The organism is Oceanospirillum maris DSM 6286, assembly GCF_000422865.1.
In the GTDB taxonomy this organism is placed as follows: domain Bacteria; phylum Pseudomonadota; class Gammaproteobacteria; order Pseudomonadales; family Halomonadaceae; genus Oceanospirillum; species Oceanospirillum maris.
Window position 1 is genome coordinate 36,897 of sequence record NZ_AUGW01000016.1, and the last position, 24,372, is coordinate 61,268.

Here is a 24,372-nt window from a genome sequence, read left to right on the forward strand (position 1 = left end):
GCCATTTTTTCAACGAATTTCTGTGACTTTGATCTGTGTTCGCCACAAGTAAGATAATGTTAAGGGCCAAAAGCTTGCGTCATCCTAATCGATGTTTCTGACAAAACAGTGACAAGCCAAAGCCCTTAAAATAAATGTATTAAGTGCCAAGTTGTTTTAACGAATATTATATCGCCACGTAAGCCTTAAAAAAATGAGTTGTTGCCAACCTATAAAGTTAGATCTGCTACGAGCCATTAGTCTGTATGTAAGGCGTTAAATCTTTCTAGCATATTCAATCATTAATTGAATACTTCGACGTCCTCGAAACTCGTTTAAACTCAACTGGTAAGCGGTCTCTACTCGATCTCCTTCCTTAAAATCGATCTGTTGATTACCAGCTAACGCCTTGAACCAGATCCCTTTGCAGGCCTGTAACCCACCTTCATCGCTGAGCAAAAGTTGCAAGTGGCTTTGATCCGCGCCAACAGCCCTTAATTGTTCAACAAGGAATACACCGGTGAAGCAAGGTGCCTCAAACTCTCTTCCAAAAGGTTGCAGTTTTTGTACCAGTTGCCATGTTTGTTCTGAAATTTCTGAAGGCTGTAACGTTTCGTCGATTTTTACAACAGGCCGTAACACCTCTGTTTTTAGGGCTAAAATAATCGATTGATTAAAGCTTTTTGCAAAGAAATCGAAGCTTGAGCGGTTTAATGTTAAGCCTGCCGCCCCTTTATGGCCGCCAAACTTGACCATCAATTGCGCATCAATTTGATGCACTTGCTGTAAAACATCACGAATATGCACTCCTTCCACGCTTCGAGCAGAGCCCGACAAATGCTCTGGATTCAAAGCAGGACAGAGCACAATACTGGGTTTGCCTGTTTTTTGTGTAATACGTGACGCAACAATCCCCTGCACGCCTGCATGGCCGTTCTCTAAAAAGACCGTTAAACCCTGATAATTTTCGGCCAGTTGAGGCTTTATTAGCTCGAAAGCATCGCGCACCATATCTTGCTCGATGCTTTTTCGATCTTCGTTATCCTGATCCAGAATGGCCAGATAGTGCTCTGCCTGCTGATCCGTCGTTGCCAGCATATAATGCAAAGCCGCATAGGGATCGTCCAAACGTCCACGGGCGTTAATACGCGGCCCCAGTTGAAAACCTAAGGTTTCAGCGTTAAAAAACTCATTGTCTTTGCGCAACAGCTTACGAATTGATCGCCAACAAGGTAGGTCAAAACGATTGATCAGGCTTAACCCTGTAGAGACAACCGCGCGATTAATCGCGCTTTCACCTAGGGAAACACAGTCCGCTACGGTGCCTAGCGCAACATAACTGAGTAAAAAACTTAATTTTGGTGAACGATCCGCTAACCGACCCTGTTGAATCAAAACATCTCGCACTTGAGCCATAACCAGCCAGCTCACCATACAGCCAGCGATTGTCGCATCAGGGTAATCACAGCCCTGCTGTGTAGGGTTAACCATCGCATACGCTGAAGCCGGAACACCCTCTTCAGGCAACGCATGGTGATCCGTAACGATCACATCAATCCCGGCTTGTTTCAGCAAGGTAAGCCTTGCCTCATCACTAGAGCCACAATCTGCGGTGATAATAATATTCGGCAGTAAATCCTGCTGTAAAATACGAGCGACTAAACCCGCACTTACACCATAGCCATCATTAATACGGTGGCCAATTAAGCTAAATATCTGTGACTCCGCCACGCCAAATAGCTCGGTTAAACTACGATAAAGCACCGCATGAGAGGTGATACCATCAACATCATAATCAGTTAGTACGCCGATACGCTCACCGTTGATAACGGCCTGAGCAATACGCTCTGCAGCCTTTTGACAATCTTTTAGCAAACTGGGCTTGGCGATATGCTTTAACGCAGGATCAACAATGCCAGCCAAATTAAATCGATCCCCTTGAATGCGGCCCGCTAAAATCTTGGCCAGCAAAGGAGGTAGCCCAAGCTGTGCTGCTTGAGCCAACACTATCGGATTCTGAGGTCGAGGCAGAAAAACCGGCGATGCTAAAGATACAGATAGTGAGGAAGAAGACTGTTTCACTGGTAAAAACGCCCTATCTCTTTCATAACATCTTTCATAACGTTAATGTCCAAGGCATCACTTTTCATCGGCGTATAATCCGGCTCCACCACTTCGTATTGGCCGGAGTGGTACGTTACAGTGATTTTATCCGGCTGAATAACACCGTAGTTATTCACTGAGCCTGCTAGAACCCAGTCCCGCCCTTTACGCTCTAACAAATGCTGACCACTGCTGAAATCTTGAGCAGAACTAGTACAGCCCAGTAGATCCTTTAGAAGTGTTGGCGCTAGGTCAAAATGACTGGTACGTTTGTTGATAACAGCACCACGGGAGAAACGGCCTCCTGCCATAATCAGAGGCACACGTATCTGATAATCAGAGAAATTCCCACCATGCCCCCAGTAGTTTTTCTTCAGATCATTAAATTCCTGACCGTGATCTCCGGTGATCACCACCAAGGTATTTTCTAGCAAGTTCTTTGATTCAAGGTCTTTTAGAACGCGGCCAATCTGACTATCGGTAAAATGAACCGCATTTTTATAGCGGTTAAAGTAAGGCTCAGGATCAAAGTTATTATTTAATTCCAAATAGTTCACCTCATCCCATACCGGAGCAAATATTTCAGGATATCCCTCTGGAGAAGAATAAGAGTGCGGCGCATCATAAAATAGAAAACCAAAGAAGGGTTTATCTGTACGGGTTTGCTGCGTTGTAAGCCAAGCGAGCCAGTCATCGGTTAGCTTGATATCCCGTAAAGGAGATGATGGCGCATCAGTACCAATACGCAGATCTGGCACAGAGGAAAACACGGTTTTATCAAATGCAGGACTGGTTAGTTTAGCATTTGCAAAGATGCCCAACTGATACCCCTGATTTTGCAACTGCTCGATGATAACCGGAGGTGTGGCGGTTGATTTCATCGCCCCCCAGTAGGTTCCAGGCAGACCATAAAAGAGACTAAATATGCCCGTTCGAGTTCCGTTACCGCCACTATAATGCTGCGCAAAGAGTGTTCCGTGCTGTTTACCAAAACGCGCCACATTAGGCGCTGTTTTACTATCAGCAGTATCGAAGCGCCAAGAATCAACGGCGATAACAAGTAGGTTCATCGGCTTATCTTGTCTCTGGCAAGATAAAGGCTGTTGTGGATAGTTTAAGGTTCCGCTACCTACCGTCATTAAACGGGCTCGTTCGGCAGCATCAGGATCTACTACGCCCCATTGTTCAAATTGCTTTTGGGCTGTTGTTGGGTAGTGTAGTGGGAAAAAACGAGCTTGCTTAGTCACATCAAATTTATACAGCGCATCAGCATAGGCATGAATAAAATGACTGGTCAGCGTTACCATAAATAAAGAAGGTAATAGATAACGCAGCTTCACTGCATTAGAGAGTGCTTGTAGCTTTTCCCATAGTAGCCCAGCAATAAACCACTGCATAACAACAACACCGATAACACCAGCAATAGCCATTAATTGGGAGCTTAGCGAAAAGTCAAAAATCTGACCGTCTGTATCATTGATCAGCAAGTTAATGACAAAACCATTGATATGAAACCGATACTGATCAAACACCAAACTATCTAAGCCAACAAGGGCTATTCCAAGACTCGATAGTAATATCAAAGACCACTTAATAACGAAGTGAACAGGTATCAGTAAAGCCAGAATAATAACGAAAGGCAAAATTAAGATGGAAAGAAAAAAGCCATGCCCAATCCATGTTGTCGCTAAATAGCTCCAACCTAAAAATGAACTAGGCGTTTCCATATAAACGCCATAACGACTAAAGACCAAAACCAGTACCAAGGCCGTCCAAATACTGTACCAGCTAACCCAGCGCACCAAGTTAGACCGAGTCGCTTTAACACCTTTATTCACAGTGAATCCTCTTACCTTAAAGACGGGTATTCAATAGAAAATCTCTAGCCAATAGAAAACGCTTCTTCTATTTATAGAGCCAATACGGCAGATACTTTAGAAACAAGACAAATAGGCGTGAGATAAATAGACTTACAAAGTATAGGCGAGATAAAATAAACACGATTGGGTTGAGCCAGTAGAATAGATAAAAGGGAGCCTTGGCTCCCCTTTATTTTATCTTTTCCTTTTGCCTATCAAGCTACCGCCAACTTAACCTAGCGTCTATCGACTAACGCTTATTGTCGATAACAAACTGCTGAATGGCTGTGCCATCAGCCGGTAGAACGGTAAAGCGCTCTTCACGCTCCATCAGATCGGCCATATGAGGCGGTAAAGGAGCACCTTCAAAGCCCGCTTTAACAATAGCATCTTCAAATTTGGCCGGATGAGCGGTAGCCAATGTGATCATAGGTACAGACTTATCACGGTTACAAGTTTCTGCGGCACGGTAGCCCGTTGCCGTGTGCGGATCAAGCAGCTCACCGGTGCGCTCAAAAGCTTCTTTAATAACATCGATGGTAGCTTCATCATCAACGCTTAGGCTATCGAATAGCTCACGGGCTTTATCCCAGCGCGCTTGTTCGAGCTGTACAGGCTCATTGTTAAAACGATTTAATAGGTCTTCAACCGCCGCGCCATCATTGTCGTATAGATCAAATAGCAGGCGTTCAAAATTACTAGATACCACAATATCCATACTCGGTGATAGCGTATGCATCAACGGTTGTTTGCTGAAGTCATTTTTACTGATCACACGATGCAGAATATCATTGGCATTAGTGGCAACAATAAACTGATTCACTGGCAAGCCCATTTTATAAGCCATATATCCAGCAAATACATCACCAAAATTAGCCGACGGTACACTGAAAGATACCTTACGGTGCGGTGCGCCAACTGCAACAGCAGAAACAAAGTAGTAGACGATCTGCGCCATAATGCGCGCCCAGTTGATCGAGTTAACAGCCACTAAACGAGTGCTGCCGCCAAGGAAGCCTTGATTATTAAAGCTCTCTTTAACAATCGCCTGGCAATCATCAAAATTACCTTCAACGGCGATATTAAATACGTTATCTGCCAATACCGTTGTCATCTGACGACGTTGTACTTCCGATACACGGTTATACGGATGCAGAATAAAGATATCCACATGCTCGCAAGGCTTACAGCCTTCAATGGCCGCAGAACCGGTATCACCGGACGTTGCCCCCATAATAACGGCATGCTCATTACGCTTACCCAGAAAGTGATCCAGCAAGCGACCCAACATCTGCAACGCCACGTCTTTAAAGGCCAGCGTTGGGCCGTGGAACAGCTCTAGTAAATAGTGATTGCTATCCAGTTGCTTAAGCGGGGTTACGGCATCATGTTTGAACGTACCATAGGTATCGTCAATCATGCTTTTCAGTGTATCAGCCGGAATCTCGTCACCAATAAAGGCGTGCATGACGTTGTACGCAATCTCGGTATAAGACAATCCTGCCCAAGAGGCGATTTCTTCGGCTGAAAACTGAGGAATGGTTTCTGGCACATACAGGCCGCCATCGCTAGCCAGACCGGTCAGAACAACATCTTCAAAGTTAAGGGCGGGCGCTTGGCCACGAGTACTGATATAACGCACGGTGTGATTCTCGTATTCAGGGTTCATAACGACCTCTCAAGGTACAGGCCGGTTATTAAGCCCCGCATCCTAGTCGAGTACGGGGCGAACATTTTTGTCAATCTGATGTGTTTTTTAGCTATTCAAGTCTTCTACACGGATACGCACAACTTCACCGCAGATATCGACTAAAGATTCAATTTCGCGAATCGCATCGTTCATCTGTAGTTCTTGGCATTTGTGAGTCATCAGAATAATCGGCACCATTTCACTATCTTTAGCTTCTTTCTGAATAATAGCCTCAATACTGATGCCTTTATCGCTAAGGATCGTTGCAACACGGGCCAAAACCCCAGGGCGATCAACCGCTTGCAGGCGAACATAATACGCAGTGACAACATCTTCCATTGAAAGGATAGGTGCTTCGTTATCCAGCGAATCTTGAGTAAAGGCCAGCGGTGGCACACGACTGGCATAGTCAGCACCCATCGTACGAGCCACATCAATAATATCCGCAACAACAGAAGATGCTGTTGGTTCAGCACCGGCGCCAGGGCCGTAATACATCGTAGGGCCAACGGCATCGCCATGCACCATAACGGCATTCAGTACACCGTGAACATTAGCAATCAGTCGGTCTTTTGGAATGAGTGTAGGGTGTACACGCAGCTCAACACCTTCTTTCGTGCGACGAGCAATCCCCAAATGCTTGATGATATAACCCAGCTCATCGGCCTGTTCGATATCCAATGGCGTGATTTTGCTAATACCTTCGGTATAAGCTTTATCAAACTGCAACGGAATACCAAAGGCGACAGATCCAAGAATCGTCAGCTTGTGGGCCGCATCAATACCTTCAACATCAAAGGTTGGATCAGCTTCGGCATAACCCAAGTCCTGAGCCTCTTGCAGTACATCATCAAACTCTCGGCCATAATCACGCATCTGCGTCATAATATAGTTGCCAGTACCATTAATGATACCCGCCAGCCAGCTGATGTTATTCGCGGCCAAACCTTCACGAATACCTTTAATAACCGGAATACCACCGGCTACTGCTGCTTCAAAGGCAACCACAACACCTTTGGCTTTAGCGGCTTCAAAAATCTCATTACCGTGCACTGCAATTAGGGCTTTATTCGCCGTAACAACATGCTTGCCATTCTCAATGGCGGTCATCACCAATTCACGGGCGACATCATAACCACCGATCAATTCAACAACCACATCAATTTCAGGGTTGTTTACCACATCAAAAATATCACGGGTTACAGCAATATCTGTTGTATCACATGCGGGGTTGTCGCGACGGGCACCGATCTGCTCAACAATAATAGGGCGACCAGTACGACGGGCAATCTCTTCAGCATTACGGATCAAAACATTAACCGTACCGCTACCAACAGTACCTAAACCACATATACCCACTTTTACCGGTTTCAATACGAGACCCTCTTGCCTGTTATCTTGCATAAACGACTGGTATGCCTGTTTCAGCATATTCTATTTCGGTTTTATCTCGATGTGAGTCATCACAGAGAGCGCAGCGGCTATCTTTTAACGATACCTTGCTTTTAGCGGTCTTCGCTGCATTACCGTTGAACGCCCCATCTTAGCGTTTTTTCTGTCGGAGAAAAACCAAGGGTGGCCTCTGAAAAGCAAATGTCAGCGTTATTTCTTCGAAGGGGTCATTTCAAACCTAATAAATAGCATCTGAAAGGCAAGCCATGCTTTGAAAAAGAGCTAAATAACAAAAAACGCCCTGAAGATATTTCTTAAGGACGTTTAAATTCAGTTAACCGATTGAACCAGAATAGGTAAAAGCCAGATCCGTTAAAGCGTTAAGCCTAGGGCTGTGGCCAAACGTTTAGCAGGCATATAACCGGGTAATAAACGGCCATCGTCTAAGAAAATAGCCGGTGTGCCTTGTACACCCAGCTGTTGCCCTAAACGATACTGATCCGCAATGGGGTTTTCACACTGTTTCTCATCAATTGATTCACCACGCTTAGCTCGACTCATTGCATCTTGCTGATTTTCGGAGCACCACACGGAGACCATCGAATAATAAGAACCGGAGCCTACACCCGCGCGAGGGAAGCCTAAATAACGCACACTAATTCCCATGTCATTAAGTTCCTTCACCTCCTGGTGCAGCTTACGGCAATAGGCGCAGTCAATATCCGTAAATACCGTGATCTGACCTTTCTTTTCACCGGTAGCAGGAAAAACAACCATCTGGTTTTCATCCAGTGCAGCCACTTCTTTTGCTCTAGCCGCCATACGACGTTCTTCTGTAATATTTTTAAAACCTTGCGGGGCGACTTGGTACATATCACCTGTGAAAATATAGCCGCCATCAGCGGTGCTATAAAGAATCTCGCCCGTGCTTAGCTCCACTTCATAAATAGATTCAACACGGGAAGGCCGCACCTCATTAACAGGAATGTTAGGCCCGGCCCCTTCTAATTTTTTTAGGATCATCTCTTCAGGCGTGGCGGCCTGAGCATGAGCAGCAAATAAAAGGCAAACTGAAGCAATCAGCAAGCGTTTTGTCTGAGTACAAACGTCTTGCAGCTGCAGTAACAATGGAGTTGTTTTCATCACAGAGATCCTGATCAATAGACACGACCATCCCACTATTTCAACTAGGATGGTTTATTAAAGAATAGAAACTAAACGGCAAACAATAGGCTGATAGCGTGTTGAGTACAAGTCTAAGACTGAAAGCCCCATAAATGGTTCCCGCTATGACTTATCCTAAAAATTTATACAGGACGTTTATTATGACATGGAGATGTTATCGGAAGGAAAAGAAAGGAAAGCCTGTGGACAAGTAGTCATAAAAAGAGGGATTAAGCAGGCATAAAAAAACGGGTGACCCTGTGAGAGGTTACCCGTTTTTTCAGTAAGTTGACTTAATTTTAATAAATTAAGACAGCTTTTCTTTAATACGTGCAGCTTTACCGCTCAGTTCACGTAGGTAGTACAGTTTCGCCTGACGAACATCACCACGACGTTTAACAGACAAGCTGTCAACAATTGGGCTGTAAGTCTGGAAAGTACGTTCAACACCAACACCGTGAGAAATCTTACGTACTGTGAACGCAGAGTTCAAACCACGGTTACGCTTACCTAGTACAACACCTTCAAACGCCTGTAGACGCTCACGGGTGCCTTCTTTAACTTTTACTTGAACAACAACAGTATCACCTGGTGCAAACACAGGGATTTCTTTGCTCATTTGTTCGGCTTCAAGCGCCTGAATTACTGTATTTTTGCTGCTCATTAGCTCGCTCCTAGATTTAAGCCGCTCGACTTGCGCATTAGCGCGAACCGTCATGATTGCGGATGAATTCTTCCAACAATGCCTGGCGCTCATCGTCCAGGTCGACCTTTTCCAGCAAGTCTGGTCGCCTTAACCAAGTTCGACCCAGAGATTGCTGAAGGCGCCACCGACGAATGGCTGCGTGATTCCCGCTTAAAAGAACGTCCGGCACATCAAGATCGTCAACTCGTTCAGGTCTTGTATAGTGTGGACAGTCTAGTAATCCATCGGAAAATGAATCCTCTTCAGCAGAGTCTTCATGCCCGAGAACACCGGGAACCAACCGTGATACTGTATCGATGAGGGTCAAAGCGGCAAGTTCACCACCGCTTAAAACATAATCACCAATTGACCACTCTTCATCTATTAATGTCTCCACCACGCGCTCGTCGATGCCTTCGTAGCGACCCGCAACAAGTACAATGCGGTCGCGTTGAGACAGCTCACGTACCCCTTCTTGATCAAGAGGACGTCCTTGGGGAGACATATAGATCACCTTAGCATCCGGCCCGGCTTTTTCTTTAGCGGCTAAAATAGCATCGCGTAAAGGCTGAACTTTCATCAGCATACCAGGACCGCCACCATAGGGGCGATCATCGACTGTGCGGTGTTTATCTGTTGTGAAATCACGAGGATTCCAGAATTCTAGCGATAACAGTTGTTTTTTAACTGCTCGCCCAGTTACACCATACTCAGTAACTGCATCAAACATCCCTGGAAACAGGGATACAACGCCTAACCACACAGTTTAATCTCTTTAATAGAAACTGATCCCATCGCTGAAATTCAGTTTAGAAGTCAGGATCCCAGTCAACAAGCACTGTGCCGTCGCTGAGATTGACCTTTTTCACTACCTGATCCACCAAATAAGGAATCAAACGCTCAGCGTCATCAATACTATCCGGTGTTGCTTTAACCACGAGTACATCATTAGCACCCGTTTCAAGCAGGTAGCTCACCGTGCCCAGATTGACATTTTCAGGAGTGAAAACGGTTAGCCCCTCTAATTGGTGCCAATAGTAATCACCTGCCTCCAGTTCGGGTAGTACATCCTTCGCTAAGCGAATTTCACTACCACACAGCGCTTCAGCCTGATTACGATCCGCAACCACTTTGAAAAGAACGACAAGCCCTTTACTGTGCTTTTTACCTTTGCTGACTTCAAACTCGCCTAATGGCTTGTCATCTTTCCACAAAGATAATTTCTTATACTGGAGAATACTGTCTATCGGGTCGGTAAAAGAATAAACCTTAACCCAGCCCTGAATGCCAAAAGGACTTGTAATTCTACCGAGGACTACAAAATCTTCTGGTTCTGACATAAGCCTGACTTACTCTCTCTTAATATTAATTCAGCCCTTGCTTATCACAAAAACTGAATCAACTCTTTGTCAGTTAAAATATAAATTAAAACCACAAAAGAGCTAAGTAACAACCACATCAGTGGTCATCACTGGAATTCGCTACTGCGGCCTTTTCAGGCAGCAGTTATTACTTAGCTGCGTCTTTCAGCAACTGAGCAACACGATCAGACAGAGTTGCACCCTGAGCTGTCCAGTGTTCTACGCGTTCAAGATCGATGCGTAGACGCTCTTCCTGACCTTTGGCCAGTGGATTGAAGAAACCAACACGCTCGATAAAACGACCATTACGGGCGCTACGAGAGTTAGTTACTGTCAAATGATAGAACGGGCGCTTCTTAGAGCCACCACGAGCAAGACGAATGGTTACCATTGCCTTTTTATCCTATGTTCGGAGTTCTCAAAATTTCGCTACAGACTTTCATTAACGGCCTTTCGGCCCGAAAGGCGGCATATTCTAAGTGAAAACACCGTCTTTTGGAACCACAAAAGCACAATATTCCGCAACAACCGTAATTTTTCATCACGATTGAGCAGATATGGCAGTCTGAAAATGTGCGCGCTATTGTAGGCTTACGCAAACGAAACGCAAGCCTCATGATGTTATTTCTTTTTCAGAAATGACATTTTTTCGACTAAAGCTGTAAACAGTGCGCTAGACTAACGCCTAGCACCTTGTTTTCAAAGCAATAAAAAAGATCCTAACAAAGATCTTTTTTACAAGCGGGTCAGCCGTAACCCGCTAAATCGATTCTTAGAAACGTGGAGGCATACCGCCGCCGCCCATTCCTGATGGCATCATACCACCTAGACCGCGCATCATTTTAGACATGCCGCCTTTATTTCCCATCTTTTTCATCATTTTCTGCATCTGTTTATGTTGTTTTAACAGACGATTCAGATCCTGGATCTGCAAGCCTGAGCCTGCACAAATGCGTCGTTTACGAGAACCTGAGATTAAATCTGGCTTGGTGCGCTCCATCGGAGTCATGGAATTAATCAAGGCTTCCAGCTTGCCCATCTCTTTTTCCGCTGCACCACTTTTGGCAACTTCAGCCATCTGCCCCATGCCTGGCAACTTATCAATAAGACCGGCCATGCCGCCCATATTTTTCATCTGCTGAATCTGATCACGAAAATCTTCAAGGTCAAATCCTTTGCCTTTCTTAACTTTTTTCGCTAATCGCTCGGCTTTCTCTTTATCTATTTTTTGCTCTGCTTCTTCGATCAGAGACAGAATATCGCCCATGCCCAAAATACGGGAAGCGACACGATCAGGATGGAAAGGTTCTAAGGCATCAACCTTTTCCCCCATACCCATAAACTTGATCGGTTTACCGGTAATATGACGTACCGACAACGCGGCGCCGCCACGGGCATCACCGTCAGCCTTGGTTAGAATAACACCGGTCAATGGTAGCGCATCACCAAAAGCCTTTGCGGTATTAGCAGCATCTTGGCCGGTCATCGCATCAACGACGAATAGGGTTTCAACCGGATTAACCCCAGCGTGCAGCCCTTTGATCTCGTCCATCATGTCGTCATCGACATGCAAACGACCCGCAGTATCTACAATCACAACATCAAAGAACTGGATCTTAGCATGAGCAATCGCGGCAAGAGCAATATCTAAAGGCTTCTGATCAGTCGAGCTTGGGAAAAATTCGGCTTCAACCTCACCCGCTAGGGTTTCCAGCTGTTTAATCGCCGCAGGGCGATAAACATCCGCAGAAACAACCAGAACTTTTTTCTTCTCACGCTCCTTTAAGAAGCGGGCTAATTTCGCAACAGAGGTTGTTTTACCCGCACCCTGCAAACCCGCCATTAAAATAACCGCAGGAGCACTGACATTTAGATTTAGCGATTCATTCGCCTCACCCATAATCTGCTCAAGTTCCTGTTGGACAATTTTTACAAATTGCTGACCAGGACTTAAGCTTTTGCTAACCTCTTGACCAACCGCACGTTCTTTAACCTTCTCAATAAAGGCTTTAACCACCGGAAGCGCTACATCAGCCTCAAGCAAGGCCTTGCGGACTTCACGCAGAGTATCTTTAATATTATCTTCAGTCAGTCGCGCCTGACCGGTGATGGAACGTAGACTTTTCGAAAGGCGATCGGTTAAATTCTCAAACATCCAAACATCCTCGCTGCTTCAACAGCAGATATAGATTCAATATTATAATTTTGATCATTGTGAGCATTATAACCAGTGCGGGCACTTGGCATCTATGGGCAAATAGGCTTTAACCATGATTGTACAACTCGTAATAGTGCAGCTTACCTCGCAATCAGTTACTATTGACTCCTCTCTTTTGAGCCGCAAAAGCTCTTCATTTTTTCAGCTCAGCTGCATTTATACGGGATAATTGACAGATTATGGATGCTATTGCACTAGCTCTGATCGCCATTGTGTTCTACGGTGCTGCGGCCACCTATCAACTGCTTGCACTTCAAAGTAAAGCCCCTAGTCGTCCAACGTTGATACGCTTATTAGGCGGCGCAGCCATACTCAATCACGGCCTGAGTGTTTGGTTAGCAATGTTTCAGCCTGATGGTTTACACCTAGGCTTGACGGAAATGGGGATTTTAGCAACATTTACGATTAGTCTAATGCTCTTGCTTAGCAGTCTTAAGAAACCTGTTTTGAACTTAGCTATTGGTGTATTTCCCATGTCAATGGCGGCCTTAACCTATGCTATATGGGGACCAGTTTCAGCGCCAACCAATGGCCTAGCCTCAGGGTTAACTCTACATATACTGACATCCCTTGTGGCTTACAGCCTGCTTGTTATTGCAGCCTGCCAAGCCCTTCTGGTGTCGATTCAAAATTACCAGCTTAAGCATAAACAAACCCGTGGCATCATTCAGGTGCTTCCACCGCTACAAACGATGGAACGCTTACTGTTTGAACTCATTTGCAGTGGTTTAATTGTTTTGACTGTGGCGATTGGAAGTGGATTTATCTTTATTGAAGATTTATTTGCCCAACATTTGGTACACAAAACAACGCTCAGTATTATGGCTTGGCTAGTATTTGCTGTACTTTTAGCAGGGCATCGCTGGCTGGGATGGCGTGGAATGACCGCTGTTCGCTGGACATTAGGTGGAGCAAGCCTATTAGCGTTAGGTTATTTCGGCAGCAAAATAGCCCTCGAATTTCTGTTAAACTAATGAAGACTTGCGCATCACAGGCTTTGCACTTCATATTGTTAACGCAAGACACCGGCGATCAACTAACGCGGCAAGTGTCATTAAATTGATACCAACTCTGTGTTATAAATGTGAGTTAATCGCCATTCTATAAACCTGAAAGGAAACCCGCTCTCTTGAACGACACCCCCCTTAGCATATTATTCGGACTATTGGCTTTTCTGATTATCTGCTCCGGTTTTTTCTCCAGTTCTGAAACAGGCATGATGTCTCTTAACCGTTATCGCTTAAGTCATCGCGCCAAGAACCGTGATAAGTCTGCTCTACGTGTTAGCCGCCTGCTTGAGCGCCCTGACCGGCTGATCGGTGTCATCTTGATCGGTAATAACTTCGTTAACATTCTGGCATCAGCAATTGCGACCGTTATTGCGGTAAGAATGTACGGTGATGCAGGTATCGCCATAGCCACGGCGTTATTGACATTTGTCATTCTTATTTTTGCCGAAGTGACCCCTAAAACACTGGCTGCACTTCACCCAGAGCGCGTCGCCTATCCCGCATCTTTAATTTTAAACCCTCTACTAAAACTGATGTACCCCTTGGTTTTTATGGTAAACGCCATAACCAACGGGCTTATCAAGGTGATGGGGATTAACCAAAATGACAACAGCAATGACCAATTAACCCCTGAAGAATTACGCACAGTAGTTTTAGAGGCAGGGGCGATGATTCCTCGTCGCCATAAAACCATGCTCCTGAGCATTTTAGATTTAGAGTCAATGACAGTAGACGACATTATGATTCCTCGCCATGATATTCAAGGTATCGACTTAGACGATCCCATTGAGTCTATTTTGGATCAGGTGAAGAACTGCCGTCACACTCGCTTAGTTCTATACAAAGGTGATATCAATAATGTGCTAGGCATCTTACATATGCGCAATGCCTCACGTTTTATGGCTCTGCCTGTACCGGCTAAAGAAGATCTACTGGCAGAAGCTCGTGAACCTTATTTTATCCCTGAAACCACCCCTCTACAGACCCAACTACTCAACTTTCAACGCTTAAAGCGTAGAATTGGTATCGTCGTGGATGAGTACGGTGATGTCATGGGGATTGTCACTCTAGAAGATATTTTAGAAGAAATTGTTGGTGACTTTACCTCTCCAATGAGCGGCCATAATGAAGACATCAAACCAGATACCAAAGGCAACTTTGAGGTTGATGGCACCGCCAGTATTCGAGATATCAACAAAACCCTAGACTGGGCACTACCTATTGACGGCCCTAAAACGCTAAACGGCTTAATTATTGAGCGCCTAGAATCAATTCCAGAAGCTCAAGTCTGCCTCAAAATTGGCCCTTATCGTCTTGAAACTATAGAAATTAGCGGTAATCTGGTGCAAAAAGTACGTTGCTGGGAAGTAAAAACAGGGAAAAAAGCAAAGCAACGCTAACCCCCCTGTTATTTCTAATCACCCTCTACCTATTAGTCAGATCAGCCGCTACAAAGCGGCTGATGGCGTTATAGGCATCATCACAAACTTCTGGCACCAAGGACTCCAAATTAAAGAAGGCATGTAGCATCTGTGGATAGCAAATCCCCGTTACAGAAATATCTGCATGCTTTAATTTTTCAAAGAAAAATCCCGCTTCATCTCTTAACGGATCATAACCGGCACTCATTATCAGCGTTCTAGGAAAACTTTTCGGTACCGGCATCTCCTGTGGCGAGATGGATAATGGCTCTGCTTTTCCCTGAAGATACTGATCAAAATACCAGCGCATTCGTTCTTCCGTAAGAAAATACCCCTCGGAGAACTGCTGAATAGAATCTGACTGCATTCGGTAATCTAAACTGGGATAGATCAACACCAAAGACTCTGGATAACCGGCTATATTTTTAGGCTGCTGCAGACAGAGTGTCGCCGCCATAGCCGCACCACCAGAGTCTGCAACTATACTGATCGTTAGCGTTATAGACAGATCAAAAGACTGAATAACCTCTGGCAATCTCTGCATTAATTCAGCAACGGACTCAATGCCTGCAGGCCAAGGGTTTTCGGGTGCTAAGGGGTAATCCATAGCCAGTACGGCACAGCCTGACGCTTTTGCTAAACGCCTGCAGATAGGATCATAAACCTCAATACTACCGGCCATATGGCCACCACCATGTACAAACAACATTAACGTTTTTGGCTGTTCAACAGGTTGATAAAGTCTTAAAGGTAAAACCTTATTGTTATCAGAGGTTAACTCGCCATCTGCAACCCGAAATAGTGCCGGCCCTTGGGTAACAAATCGTGCCGTAATACCCGCTAAAGCCTGACGGGCACTTATCGGTGTTGCTGCGATTTTCTCCGGCGGCAAGCTTGCCAACAGTTGATTAAACTGTACGCGCCAGCGCTCAAGATTGGGATGCAATGGCTGCAAATGTGTTGCATCAAAAACGTCTAATGACGCCGAGGTAACGGGAGGAAGTTGTTGAGACATAAACGATATCCTTGTTCTGAGTTATTCATTCTGAAATTTGAGAGCAGAAAATCTAATGGTCTTTGATCCGCCCTAATCAGCCCTATCTCAATAAGTAAACTCTAGCACTTGAATATCACCAACATCTCGGCTGAAGGCAAATGTAGCGCCTAGTTTTTGAGCCAGTTTAATTGAGGCTGTATTCTCGCTATGAATCAGACTAATCAGTGGCTTATCAGGGTAATGCTCTTGCTTATAAGCCAGAGCGGCCTGAGCCGCTTCATAAGCAAAACCCTTAAGCCAGTAGGCCTCCGTAATCATCCAGCCTAACTCTAATCCAGGCCATCCTTCTGGTTGATACAGACCGACACGCCCAATCATTCGGCCTGTTGCCCGTTCTTCTACGGCCCAAAGCCCAAAACCCTTCAGCCACCAATGCCCCATTAAATAGGCCATACTTTGCCATGCTTGCTCACGGTTTAATGGTGTACCTTGCCCCACATATCGCACGACATTTGGGTTCGAAACCATAGCAAGATAATCATCTAAATCAGCGTCAGTATAGCTTCGCAATATTAGACGCTCTGTTGTTAACGCCGGTATCTCTTTTTCTATTGGCATAATATGTCCCCGCGTCATCATCGCCCGTGGATTAAACGTTTATTCAAAGCATCTATTTAAACGGTTATTTAAGTACTCAATCAATAAGCCGTTTACTTGCCGGTATAATCTTTTTACCCTTGATCGCTTTAAGCCCTACTTAAACCACATATTACCCGCCATCAGGATCACAGCCCTATGAGTCAATCGCTATTACGCCAACGCTTTTATCATTTACTGGATGGCGAAATGGCTCTTTCACCCATTGGCCGACTGATTAACGGGTTTATTATCTTTTTAATCGTGATTAATGTCTCCGTCGTAATTGTCGAGACTATTCCCGACATTAACCGTGATTATCAAGGATTATTTCATTATATCGAGCTATTCTCTGTTGCTATTTTCACCCTAGAATACCTTATTCGAGTCTGGGTCAGTGCCGATAACCCTAAGTTTGGGCCGGGCTTCAAAGGTAAGTTACGCTATATTTTTTCACCTATCGCCTTAGTTGATCTGATCGTTATTGTGCCGTTTTATCTTTCACTATTTATCAGCATTGACCTTCGTTATCTGCGGCTTCTAAGACTGTTACGACTACTAAAGTTATCCCACTATATTCGCAGCATGGATATTTTCCTTAAAGTGGTATCGTCTGAGCTGGCATCCTTAGCTTCCGCTGTTTTTGCCGTGCTGGTACTGGTTGTTATCGCCGCCTGCGTGATGTTTACGCTAGAGCATCGCGCGCAACCCGAAGCGTTTAAAAGTGTATTAGATGCGATCTGGTGGGCCGTTGTTACCTTAACAACCGTTGGTTATGGTGATATTACACCCGTAACGGCAGGCGGGAAGATGCTCGCGATTATGATTATGCTACTGGGGGTTGGTACGGTTGCTCTGCCTGCGGGTATGTTAGCCGCGCGCTTTTCAGAAGAGCTACAAAATCGAAAGTCCGCCATGGTTGCGGAGGTTGTTAACGCATTAGAAGATGGCAATCTGACCGAATATGAACAAGGGATGCTAAAGGGTCTAAGTCGGAAATACGGTATTTCGGAAGAGGATCTAAACCAAATAATTCACAATAAAAAGTTAGAACTAGGCCATCAAGTACACTGCCCTCATTGCGGGCTTAGTATCTTTGATGCCCCAGTGAACGCAAACAGTACGTTACCTAAAGAGCCTTAATAACGCACCATTCTGCTAAGAATATCCTTTAGGCTAGATATTTTTATTCGCCTGAAAAAGTGTCTTCTTCAATAGGTGATCTGCCGATAAACCCCCAGGGCCAAAAACAGCCGTTATCAGGAACATCAAGCCCCATAACTGGTGATCGTAGAACCCTTGATCCCACAGAGCGGGGTAGGAAACCACAGCCATAATATTAAAGACAAAGAGTGCAGAGGCCACTCCTCGGCTCATCAGCCCTAGAATTAAAAGCGGGGGCAGAATCAGCTCCGCTGCCGTTCCAAGGTAAGCCGCCAGCTCCCAAGGTAGCAGAGGAACCTGATACTCTTCTTCGAACAGATACAGGGTACTGTCCCAACTTTGGATTTTAACTAACCCGGATTGCAAAAAAGCTTTGGCCGCCCATAGCCTAACGAACAATAACAACAATGGACTGGCAAGCTTTTCGAATCCGCTAAAAAAGCGGTCATACCATAAGGCAAGTGATGTCATTCTTCGATTCCTTTATTCTGTGCGTTTTTCAGAACGCCAAATCCAGTGATTAGCCCCGTACGAATGACATCCTGTAGCAAGAGGTCAGCCGCATCGTACTCAAACTGGCTAAATAGTTTGTCCGCCTGGCAATGCTCCAGCAGACAAAATACGCCGTCGTCTAGCTCTTGATAGAGCACTTCTGCCAAACCTGAGGTTGCAATATAGCCCTTCTGGGGCTGATCCAACTGAAACCCTGCTAAGGGATCATCGTCGTCAGAGATAAGCACATCACCTTTCCCGGCATCCGCCTGTCGTTCAAGCCAGTTTTTTAAGCGGCGAAACAGCTCGATAATCGCCCACGGGGATTGAAAAAGCGTGATATCGGGGTTAACCATAAAGTGAATCCGCTCATAATCATCTTCGCCGACCTCAGATAAACCCTGATAAGGAAAAGGCTCTGTCGTGGGAATACGATTAATACGCACAGAATAAGCCCACTCGAAGCGCGCTAAGTCAGCGAGATAAGGCATCTCCTTCAGCTGCTCCAGATCAAGCATAAAGTCCGGCAGAGCCCCGCCAAACTCAGCCACCGCAGCGTTTGACATCGGCACGGTACGGATAAATGCTTTGGCTAGCTGGGCAAAAAATTCGTCACCAACCATCACCTGAAGCACAGGGAAAGTCACTTCCAAAGCCTCTGTCAGACTTAGAACAAAGTTATTCCGGTAGATTTGCAACAGTTGGTCCGCATCAAAATGCGTCTCCTGAATACCTTGATAGAGCTTAGGGTGATCCACGGACGATGCAGGTGATATCAGCGCCTGAGCAAACTGCTGCTGTAAACGATAGAGCTCAGGAGCAGGCGGTACATCAGCTGCTGCGGAAGCAAAGTCAGTCATGGTTAACTCCATACTCACAAGCCAAGCCTGATACCGCCAATGCCTCTATACCCAACTGTTGAACGCGCTCAGCTTTACCAACTTCATCCAGTAAAACAGACATTTCAGGTATATCCGTATCCCATTCCACCAAAGCGGGAGCCTGGCAGCCCAGCTTATGCCTAACCTGTGCAAACAGTTGCCATACCTCGTCGCTGACACGGTTCCCATGGGTATCAATCAGAATACGGCCCTGCTCATAGTCATTGACTGAAAAGCCAGCCAGATGCAATTCACCCACTGCATCAAGGTCAATATTGTTCAAATAATCGAGACTGTCGAAACCGTGGTTTACGGCGTTAACATAGATATTATTCAGATCAAGAAGAAGACCACAGCCTGTTTGCTCAACAACCTGGTTTAAAAAATCCCATTCCGTAAAAACAGACGCCTTAAAATTCAGATAGGCCGTAGGGTTCTCAATCAGGATCTGACGCCCAAGTGCCTGTTGAGCCATCTCAACCTGCCGGCAAAATTGCTCAAGACTCTCATGGGTATAAGGAATTGGTAAAAGGTCGTTAAAGTATCGACCCGATACCGCGCTCCAACTCAGATGCTCTGACAGCAATGCCGGTTGAAACTCATCTACTAAGGCCTTTAACGCTGCAAGATGTTTAGAATCTAAGGCATCCCCAGAGCCAAGAGATAGTCCGACACCGTGGAGGCTTAATGGGTAGTGTTGTGCGACCTGGCGTAAAATATGACGCTGGACACTCTGCTCATCCAGATAGTTTTCACTGTAAACTTCCAACCAGGAAACATTCGGCAGCTCTGACAGCAGGTCATTATAGTGTGGTGCCCGCAGCCCCATGCCAATACTCGCCGCAGGCACAGAAAACCCCTTCACAGTATCCATGGTGAGCACTCCATCTCTTATTTTTCAAAGTGAATAAAAATGTTTCTTAGAAAGTGAATAACGAATTTCTGGAGAACAATAAAAGAGGCTCAGGAACCCGTTAGCGCAGTGAACCGCTAACCACAGAAGGCTCCTGATATAAACCCAGCTAAACCATAAGGCTTAACCTTTAGACGTCAGACTACCACCCGCAAGTTTAGAGCACATGCCCTTAGGCACTGCGATAAAGGCATCACCTTGGAAATCAGTTTTAGATGTACCAGCGCAAGAACTGTTTTTCGTTGCGCAGTCGTTATTACCCGCTTTTGCAACGCCATAGCATTTCTCTTTACCTGCAGCCAGAGCTGGGGTCGCAGTGACAGCGCTTAGCGCAATAATACCGGACATGATAGAAGCCATTGCCAATTTAGATTTAGTCATCGTTGTTACCTCAGAATGTTTTTTTTATCTTGGGTTTTAAGTGCGTTTTAGCGTACTCAATAACATTTACGCGCTATTGATTTAGATGGATGCAAAAAAAATTATTTTTTTAAATAATTGCCACACCATCACATTGAACATGCCAGAAACGACTCATGGTGGACTCTCTCAGTATGGCTCATAATTGACAGAGATAACGAGATATTGACAAGAACGCACATTATTTAGATGTATATGAGACACTTATTACTTTTGTGTGATTTACTACATCTGTCAAAGGTTTATTTACGTATGGTATACACTTGAATTAAATAAATACTTTCAGATGCCTCAGTATCACAATACGATCTTAATTTAATGCTTAAAGGATGCCTTATGTTCACTCAGCTTCGGTTAGCTCAGCAGCTTGCTATTGGCTTTGGCGTGCTGATTCTGTTCAGCGTCGTCTTAACTCTATTCTCCTATAAAGGCTTAAGTGAAAGCTCCCATGGGGTTCAGCAATACCGAGGGTTTGTGGCGGACACCAATATAGCAAGCCACCTGCAAAGCAGCATGCTAATGCAGGGCGCTGATGTGCAGAGTTACCTGATACATCAGGAACAAGGCACCCTGGAGCACTACCAAAAGCAGGAAAAAGAAGTTGCCGAACTGATTCTAACGGCAAAATCTCAGTTTAAAGATCCTAAGAGATTAGCGCTGATTGAGGATATAGAAGTCCAAATCGCACAATTTCAACAAGCTTTTGATCAGGTTAAAGTCCAGATTGGTCTTATTGATCGCATCACAGAGCAGCAGCTATACCCAGCAGGTTTTGAGATCCGTAAAACGATGACAACCTTGATTGAAAATGCTTACCTGAACGGTGTTGGTGATACCATTTTTTATGCCGCCAGCGTGCAGGAACACCTACTACTGGGACGTCTCTACGCTAACCGTTATCTGATTTCACGTAAAAAAGAACATTATGACCGAGCGGTAAAAGAGCTTGATGACATTATGCCTAACGCACTGACGTTACTAAAGAATGCGTTGGACGGTGAAGACAGTGAGTTATTAACCCATTTTGAAGCGAATCATCAAGCTTTTTTAGTTTCCCTTGAAAAGGTTTATCGCTCTGCCAGCCAAGTATCCAAAATAACCCAAGAAACAATTATTCCTCTGTCCGTAGAAATCACAGTAAAAACCAACCAAATTAAGCAGGATATTTTAAAAGACCAAGAACAGGTCGGCCCAAAACTACAGCAAGATATTGAAAATCTAACAGACCTGATTTTATTTGTCTCAGCGATTGTTGTTATCGCAGGCATTGTATTTACAGTTGTCATGTTAAGGGTGATCAAACAGCCTATCGGTGGTGAACCGCGAGATATCGCTGCTATTACTCGCCAGATCGCCTCTGGCAATCTAAATATTAAGCATCAGGAAAATAGCACCGGAATTCTTCAGTCTGTAGGCCATATGGCTGAGCAGCTTAGAACAATTATTGCATCAATTACTCGCACCGGTAGCCAGCTACAGGACACCGCCCAGTCAGCATCCGCCGTAGCACAGCAAACCCATGCCGTTGTTAATGAACAGCAAAGCCGTATAGAACAAATTGCCGCAGCTGTCACCGAGATGGCGGCTAGCATCCATGATGTTGTTGGTCATTCAGAATCGTCAGCTCAGGCTGCAACGACAGGCATGGACTACGCAATCCAAGGGAAAGAAACCGTACAACAGACTTTAGCGGCGATTAATGATCTTGCCGAAAACGTTGAGAAATCTGTCGAAACCATACAGTCCCTCGAAGCAAGCAGCACAAATATTGGCTCCGTCACAGAGGTGATTCAAACAATATCCGAGCAAACCAATTTACTGGCTTTGAATGCCGCAATCGAAGCAGCTAGAGCCGGTGAATCCGGTCGAGGGTTCGCGGTCGTTGCCGATGAAGTCAGAAACCTGGCTCAACGTAGCCAAGACTCTGCCCAGACGATTCAGGATATGATTAATCAGCTACAATCGGATATTAACCATGCCGTTGAAACCATGCTCGCCAGCCGAGACAAAGTATTGAATACGGTGGAACAATCTGAAAAAACAGGGATAGCTTTAGATACAATTGTTGAGAGCATCCGACAAATCAGCGAAATGAACGCTCAGGTTGTTACTGCCGTCAGCCAACAGTCCTCCGTAGCAGAGGAGATCAGTTTCAATATTACCGCGGTCACTCAACTTTCCGATCAAACTGTCGAAGGAGCTCTGCAAACGGCCGACGCCAGCAGAGAGCTATCTCAGATCTCTAAAGAGTTAGTTAAAACCGTTGATCACTTCAAGCTCTAAACGGGAATAAATTGATCGCAGAACACCTGCGATTAATACTCAAAACGCAAAAAGGCAGCCGAGGCTGCCTTAATCAAGATTTCTTAGATCAAAAGCCTAATGTTTGCGGGCAAACTCAATTATAGCGCTCTCATCCTCAGCATTAATCGCCTGGACTCCTAGCATACTCAATTTACCTTTAAACTTCTTAAGGTACTGTTCTAGGCTTTTATCATCCACAGACTCAAGATCCAGTGTGAACAGAAGATCTTCAGCACTCACATCAGCCTCAATAATATGTTCGGCTTGACTGAGCCACAAATCGGCATGCTTTACGGCATTACCAATAGTGCTTTGATCGAAAGCTAGTGGCTTGATCGCTCTTTTCTCAAAAATGTCATCCGCACGTACAAACGGCAAAGTAATCTCCATTAAGCCAGTATTTAAGGTTGCTTTCTTGTAGACTCTATCCAAATTGATACGTTTGAGTGTCTGCCGCAAATTCTTTTCAAGGTACTTTTCGCGATAATCTCGCGTATTAAAGCTTCGGCCAATGAAATGATCGAAGAGCCGCTCAGTTTCTTGCGCAATATTCTCTGTCAAAAGAACACGAGTATCTGAAAAAAGAACCACCCCTCCTTTTGGCCTACTTAATTCAGTAAAAATAGCCTTACCTAACTCAGAGTTATTTTTTTCAACGAGCTTTTTTGCTCGCTCAAATTCAGCTTCAAGAGTCTTGATAATAGTTTTATAAACTCTCTTATCCATATTATGGAAAAACTGTGTCACTCGACCGAAGCGGGATGGCGCCAACTGAAACTCAAATTGTGACTTAGCTGGACAAAAAACCAAGACGCCAATGTTGGCAAACTCCTCTGTTTCAAGAAAAGGAGCAAAACGTACAATTTTGTATTGGCATGCAAATTTTTTCATGTGATCTCACCCCAAAATTCGTCCGTTTCTGCGAGGTCTAAAGTTTTCCTAATATGTTCAAGTGTAGTGGAGGCCAAATCAGATGACTCGAACCACTCCAATGGTATTAGTGACGCGATCGTATCTATTTCCTCTCTGAGTAAATCCATTTTACTCAAATAGTGAGCCTTACATGCTAAATCTATCGGATTCCTGGTTATAGCATGCCTGAAGACGTGGGACTCCATTTCTTCTATAGAGAAATCCTCCGAAAAGGCTAAATTAAAATCAATCACCTGAAGCTGCTGTGACGTAGACTCAAGCAACAAATTAACATTCCCAGCAATTTCTCCAATATTTCTATCCGAGTTATTGATCCAGTAATCAAAAACGAAAATATCTCTTTGCAACAACTCAGGAATCAAATTTAAGTCCGACAGTGTCAACGTTTCACACGGTTGAACCGACCTAGAACCAAATAAGTACTCAAACTCTAAGTCGCTTTGCCAGGCTGGATCTGTAATTTCTTTTAGCGCTGGATCCAGATATAAGATTTGGGGTTCAGGTGTTGGCAGTCCGAAAGATCTTGCCAATTTAGCGGAACACCACTCTGTTACAAGTCCTTTTGTAGTAGAGTTAGACCCCTTTGCAAAATAGTAGTTTCCATCCTCGGCAAGACAAAGAAAAGGCTCTAGAAATCCTTGTTCAAATGAGCATCGTCGAACTATTTCAACAATATGCATCCTGCGGTACTTCTCCTATCTCATCAGAAGTCCTAAATTTAGTCACTCGATGTTAAATCAAAAAGGCAGC

22 protein-coding genes are annotated in these 24,372 nt (G+C 44.9%); 4 read left to right on the forward strand and 18 right to left on the reverse strand.

Annotation, left to right across the window (positions count from 1 at the left end; genetic code table 11):
* Positions 1-255: 255 nt before the first annotated feature.
* The 10 genes from recJ to ffh form a co-directional block, all read right to left on the reverse strand.
* Positions 256-2,061, reverse strand: a complete 1,806-nt coding sequence (recJ, locus tag G517_RS0107765) for a single-stranded-DNA-specific exonuclease RecJ (RefSeq protein WP_028303939.1) — start codon at positions 2,059-2,061, stop codon at positions 256-258.
* A complete protein-coding gene (locus G517_RS0107770) occupies positions 2,058-3,920 on the reverse strand; it encodes a DUF3413 domain-containing protein (RefSeq protein WP_051206208.1) in 1,863 nt (620 codons plus the stop codon). Before G517_RS0107770 ends, recJ begins: the two co-directional genes overlap by 4 nt.
* A 271-nt stretch (positions 3,921-4,191) precedes the next feature.
* Entirely contained in the window at positions 4,192-5,583 is a 1,392-nt protein-coding gene (thrC, locus tag G517_RS0107775) for a threonine synthase (protein WP_028303941.1), read from the reverse strand.
* Between the two features lie 114 nt (positions 5,584-5,697).
* The gene (locus G517_RS0107780; RefSeq protein WP_028303942.1) at positions 5,698-7,005 is read right to left on the reverse strand and encodes a homoserine dehydrogenase; all 1,308 of its coding nucleotides are present in this window, start codon (positions 7,003-7,005) and stop codon (positions 5,698-5,700) included.
* Between the two features lie 390 nt (positions 7,006-7,395).
* Positions 7,396-8,166: a DsbC family protein gene (locus G517_RS0107785; protein ID WP_051206209.1), complete on the reverse strand. Its 771-nt coding sequence runs from the start codon at positions 8,164-8,166 to the stop codon at positions 7,396-7,398.
* 328 nt (positions 8,167-8,494) lie between these two features.
* Positions 8,495-8,851: a 50S ribosomal protein L19 gene (gene rplS / locus G517_RS0107790; protein ID WP_028303944.1), complete on the reverse strand. Its 357-nt coding sequence runs from the start codon at positions 8,849-8,851 to the stop codon at positions 8,495-8,497.
* A 37-nt stretch (positions 8,852-8,888) separates the two neighbouring features.
* Positions 8,889-9,635, reverse strand: a complete 747-nt coding sequence (trmD, locus tag G517_RS0107795; RefSeq protein WP_028303945.1) for a tRNA (guanosine(37)-N1)-methyltransferase TrmD — start codon at positions 9,633-9,635, stop codon at positions 8,889-8,891.
* Positions 9,636-9,681: 46 nt separating this feature from the next.
* Positions 9,682-10,212: a ribosome maturation factor RimM gene (gene rimM / locus G517_RS0107800; RefSeq protein ID WP_028303946.1), complete on the reverse strand. Its 531-nt coding sequence runs from the start codon at positions 10,210-10,212 to the stop codon at positions 9,682-9,684.
* Positions 10,213-10,381: 169 nt separating this feature from the next.
* Entirely contained in the window at positions 10,382-10,624 is a 243-nt protein-coding gene (gene rpsP / locus G517_RS0107805) for a 30S ribosomal protein S16 (RefSeq protein WP_028303947.1), read from the reverse strand.
* 381 nt (positions 10,625-11,005) lie between these two features.
* Positions 11,006-12,388 (reverse strand): signal recognition particle protein, encoded by a 1,383-nt coding sequence (gene ffh, locus G517_RS0107810; protein ID WP_028303948.1) that lies wholly within the window; start codon positions 12,386-12,388, stop codon positions 11,006-11,008.
* Positions 12,389-12,630: 242 nt separating this feature from the next.
* Between ffh and G517_RS0107815 the strand changes: the two genes are divergently transcribed.
* Together G517_RS0107815 and G517_RS0107820 are read left to right on the forward strand one after the other, a co-directional pair.
* The gene (locus G517_RS0107815) at positions 12,631-13,425 is read left to right on the forward strand and encodes a cytochrome C assembly family protein (RefSeq protein ID WP_028303949.1); all 795 of its coding nucleotides are present in this window, start codon (positions 12,631-12,633) and stop codon (positions 13,423-13,425) included.
* Between the two features lie 155 nt (positions 13,426-13,580).
* Positions 13,581-14,861 (forward strand): HlyC/CorC family transporter, encoded by a 1,281-nt coding sequence (locus G517_RS0107820; RefSeq protein ID WP_028303950.1) that lies wholly within the window; start codon positions 13,581-13,583, stop codon positions 14,859-14,861.
* Positions 14,862-14,886: 25 nt separating this feature from the next.
* Here G517_RS0107820 and G517_RS18260 read toward each other — a convergent pair whose 3' ends face one another.
* Positions 14,887-15,897 (reverse strand): alpha/beta hydrolase, encoded by a 1,011-nt coding sequence (locus G517_RS18260; protein WP_051206210.1) that lies wholly within the window; start codon positions 15,895-15,897, stop codon positions 14,887-14,889.
* Positions 15,898-15,984: 87 nt separating this feature from the next.
* Positions 15,985-16,497: a GNAT family N-acetyltransferase gene (locus G517_RS0107830; RefSeq protein WP_028303951.1), complete on the reverse strand. Its 513-nt coding sequence runs from the start codon at positions 16,495-16,497 to the stop codon at positions 15,985-15,987.
* Between the two features lie 177 nt (positions 16,498-16,674).
* On the opposite strand from G517_RS0107830, the gene G517_RS18265 reads away from it, so the two are divergent.
* Positions 16,675-17,658, forward strand: coding sequence for a potassium channel family protein (locus G517_RS18265; protein ID WP_051206211.1), 984 nt, complete (start codon positions 16,675-16,677; stop codon positions 17,656-17,658).
* 33 nt (positions 17,659-17,691) lie between these two features.
* Here G517_RS18265 and G517_RS0107840 read toward each other — a convergent pair whose 3' ends face one another.
* The 4 genes from G517_RS0107840 to G517_RS0107855 form a co-directional block, all read right to left on the reverse strand.
* The gene (locus tag G517_RS0107840; protein WP_028303952.1) at positions 17,692-18,150 is read right to left on the reverse strand and encodes a DoxX family protein; all 459 of its coding nucleotides are present in this window, start codon (positions 18,148-18,150) and stop codon (positions 17,692-17,694) included.
* On the reverse strand, positions 18,147-19,031 hold the full coding sequence (locus G517_RS20050) for an HvfC/BufC N-terminal domain-containing protein (protein WP_051206212.1): 885 nt from the start codon (positions 19,029-19,031) through the stop codon (positions 18,147-18,149). The genes G517_RS0107840 and G517_RS20050 overlap by 4 nt, the downstream gene beginning before the upstream one ends.
* Entirely contained in the window at positions 19,024-19,926 is a 903-nt protein-coding gene (gene bufB / locus G517_RS18275) for an MNIO family bufferin maturase (RefSeq protein WP_051206213.1), read from the reverse strand. Before bufB ends, G517_RS20050 begins: the two co-directional genes overlap by 8 nt.
* Before the next feature lie 162 nt (positions 19,927-20,088).
* Positions 20,089-20,346 (reverse strand): BufA1 family periplasmic bufferin-type metallophore, encoded by a 258-nt coding sequence (locus G517_RS0107855; RefSeq protein ID WP_028303953.1) that lies wholly within the window; start codon positions 20,344-20,346, stop codon positions 20,089-20,091.
* A gap of 375 nt (positions 20,347-20,721) precedes the next feature.
* Between G517_RS0107855 and G517_RS0107860 the strand changes: the two genes are divergently transcribed.
* Positions 20,722-22,668, forward strand: coding sequence for a methyl-accepting chemotaxis protein (locus G517_RS0107860; RefSeq protein WP_028303954.1), 1,947 nt, complete (start codon positions 20,722-20,724; stop codon positions 22,666-22,668).
* Between the two features lie 96 nt (positions 22,669-22,764).
* Here G517_RS0107860 and G517_RS0107865 read toward each other — a convergent pair whose 3' ends face one another.
* A complete protein-coding gene (locus G517_RS0107865) occupies positions 22,765-23,580 on the reverse strand; it encodes a DUF3037 domain-containing protein (protein ID WP_028303955.1) in 816 nt (271 codons plus the stop codon).
* Positions 23,577-24,302, reverse strand: coding sequence for a HipA family kinase (locus tag G517_RS18280; protein WP_051206214.1), 726 nt, complete (start codon positions 24,300-24,302; stop codon positions 23,577-23,579). Before G517_RS18280 ends, G517_RS0107865 begins: the two co-directional genes overlap by 4 nt.
* Between the last annotated feature and the right edge of the window lie 70 nt (positions 24,303-24,372).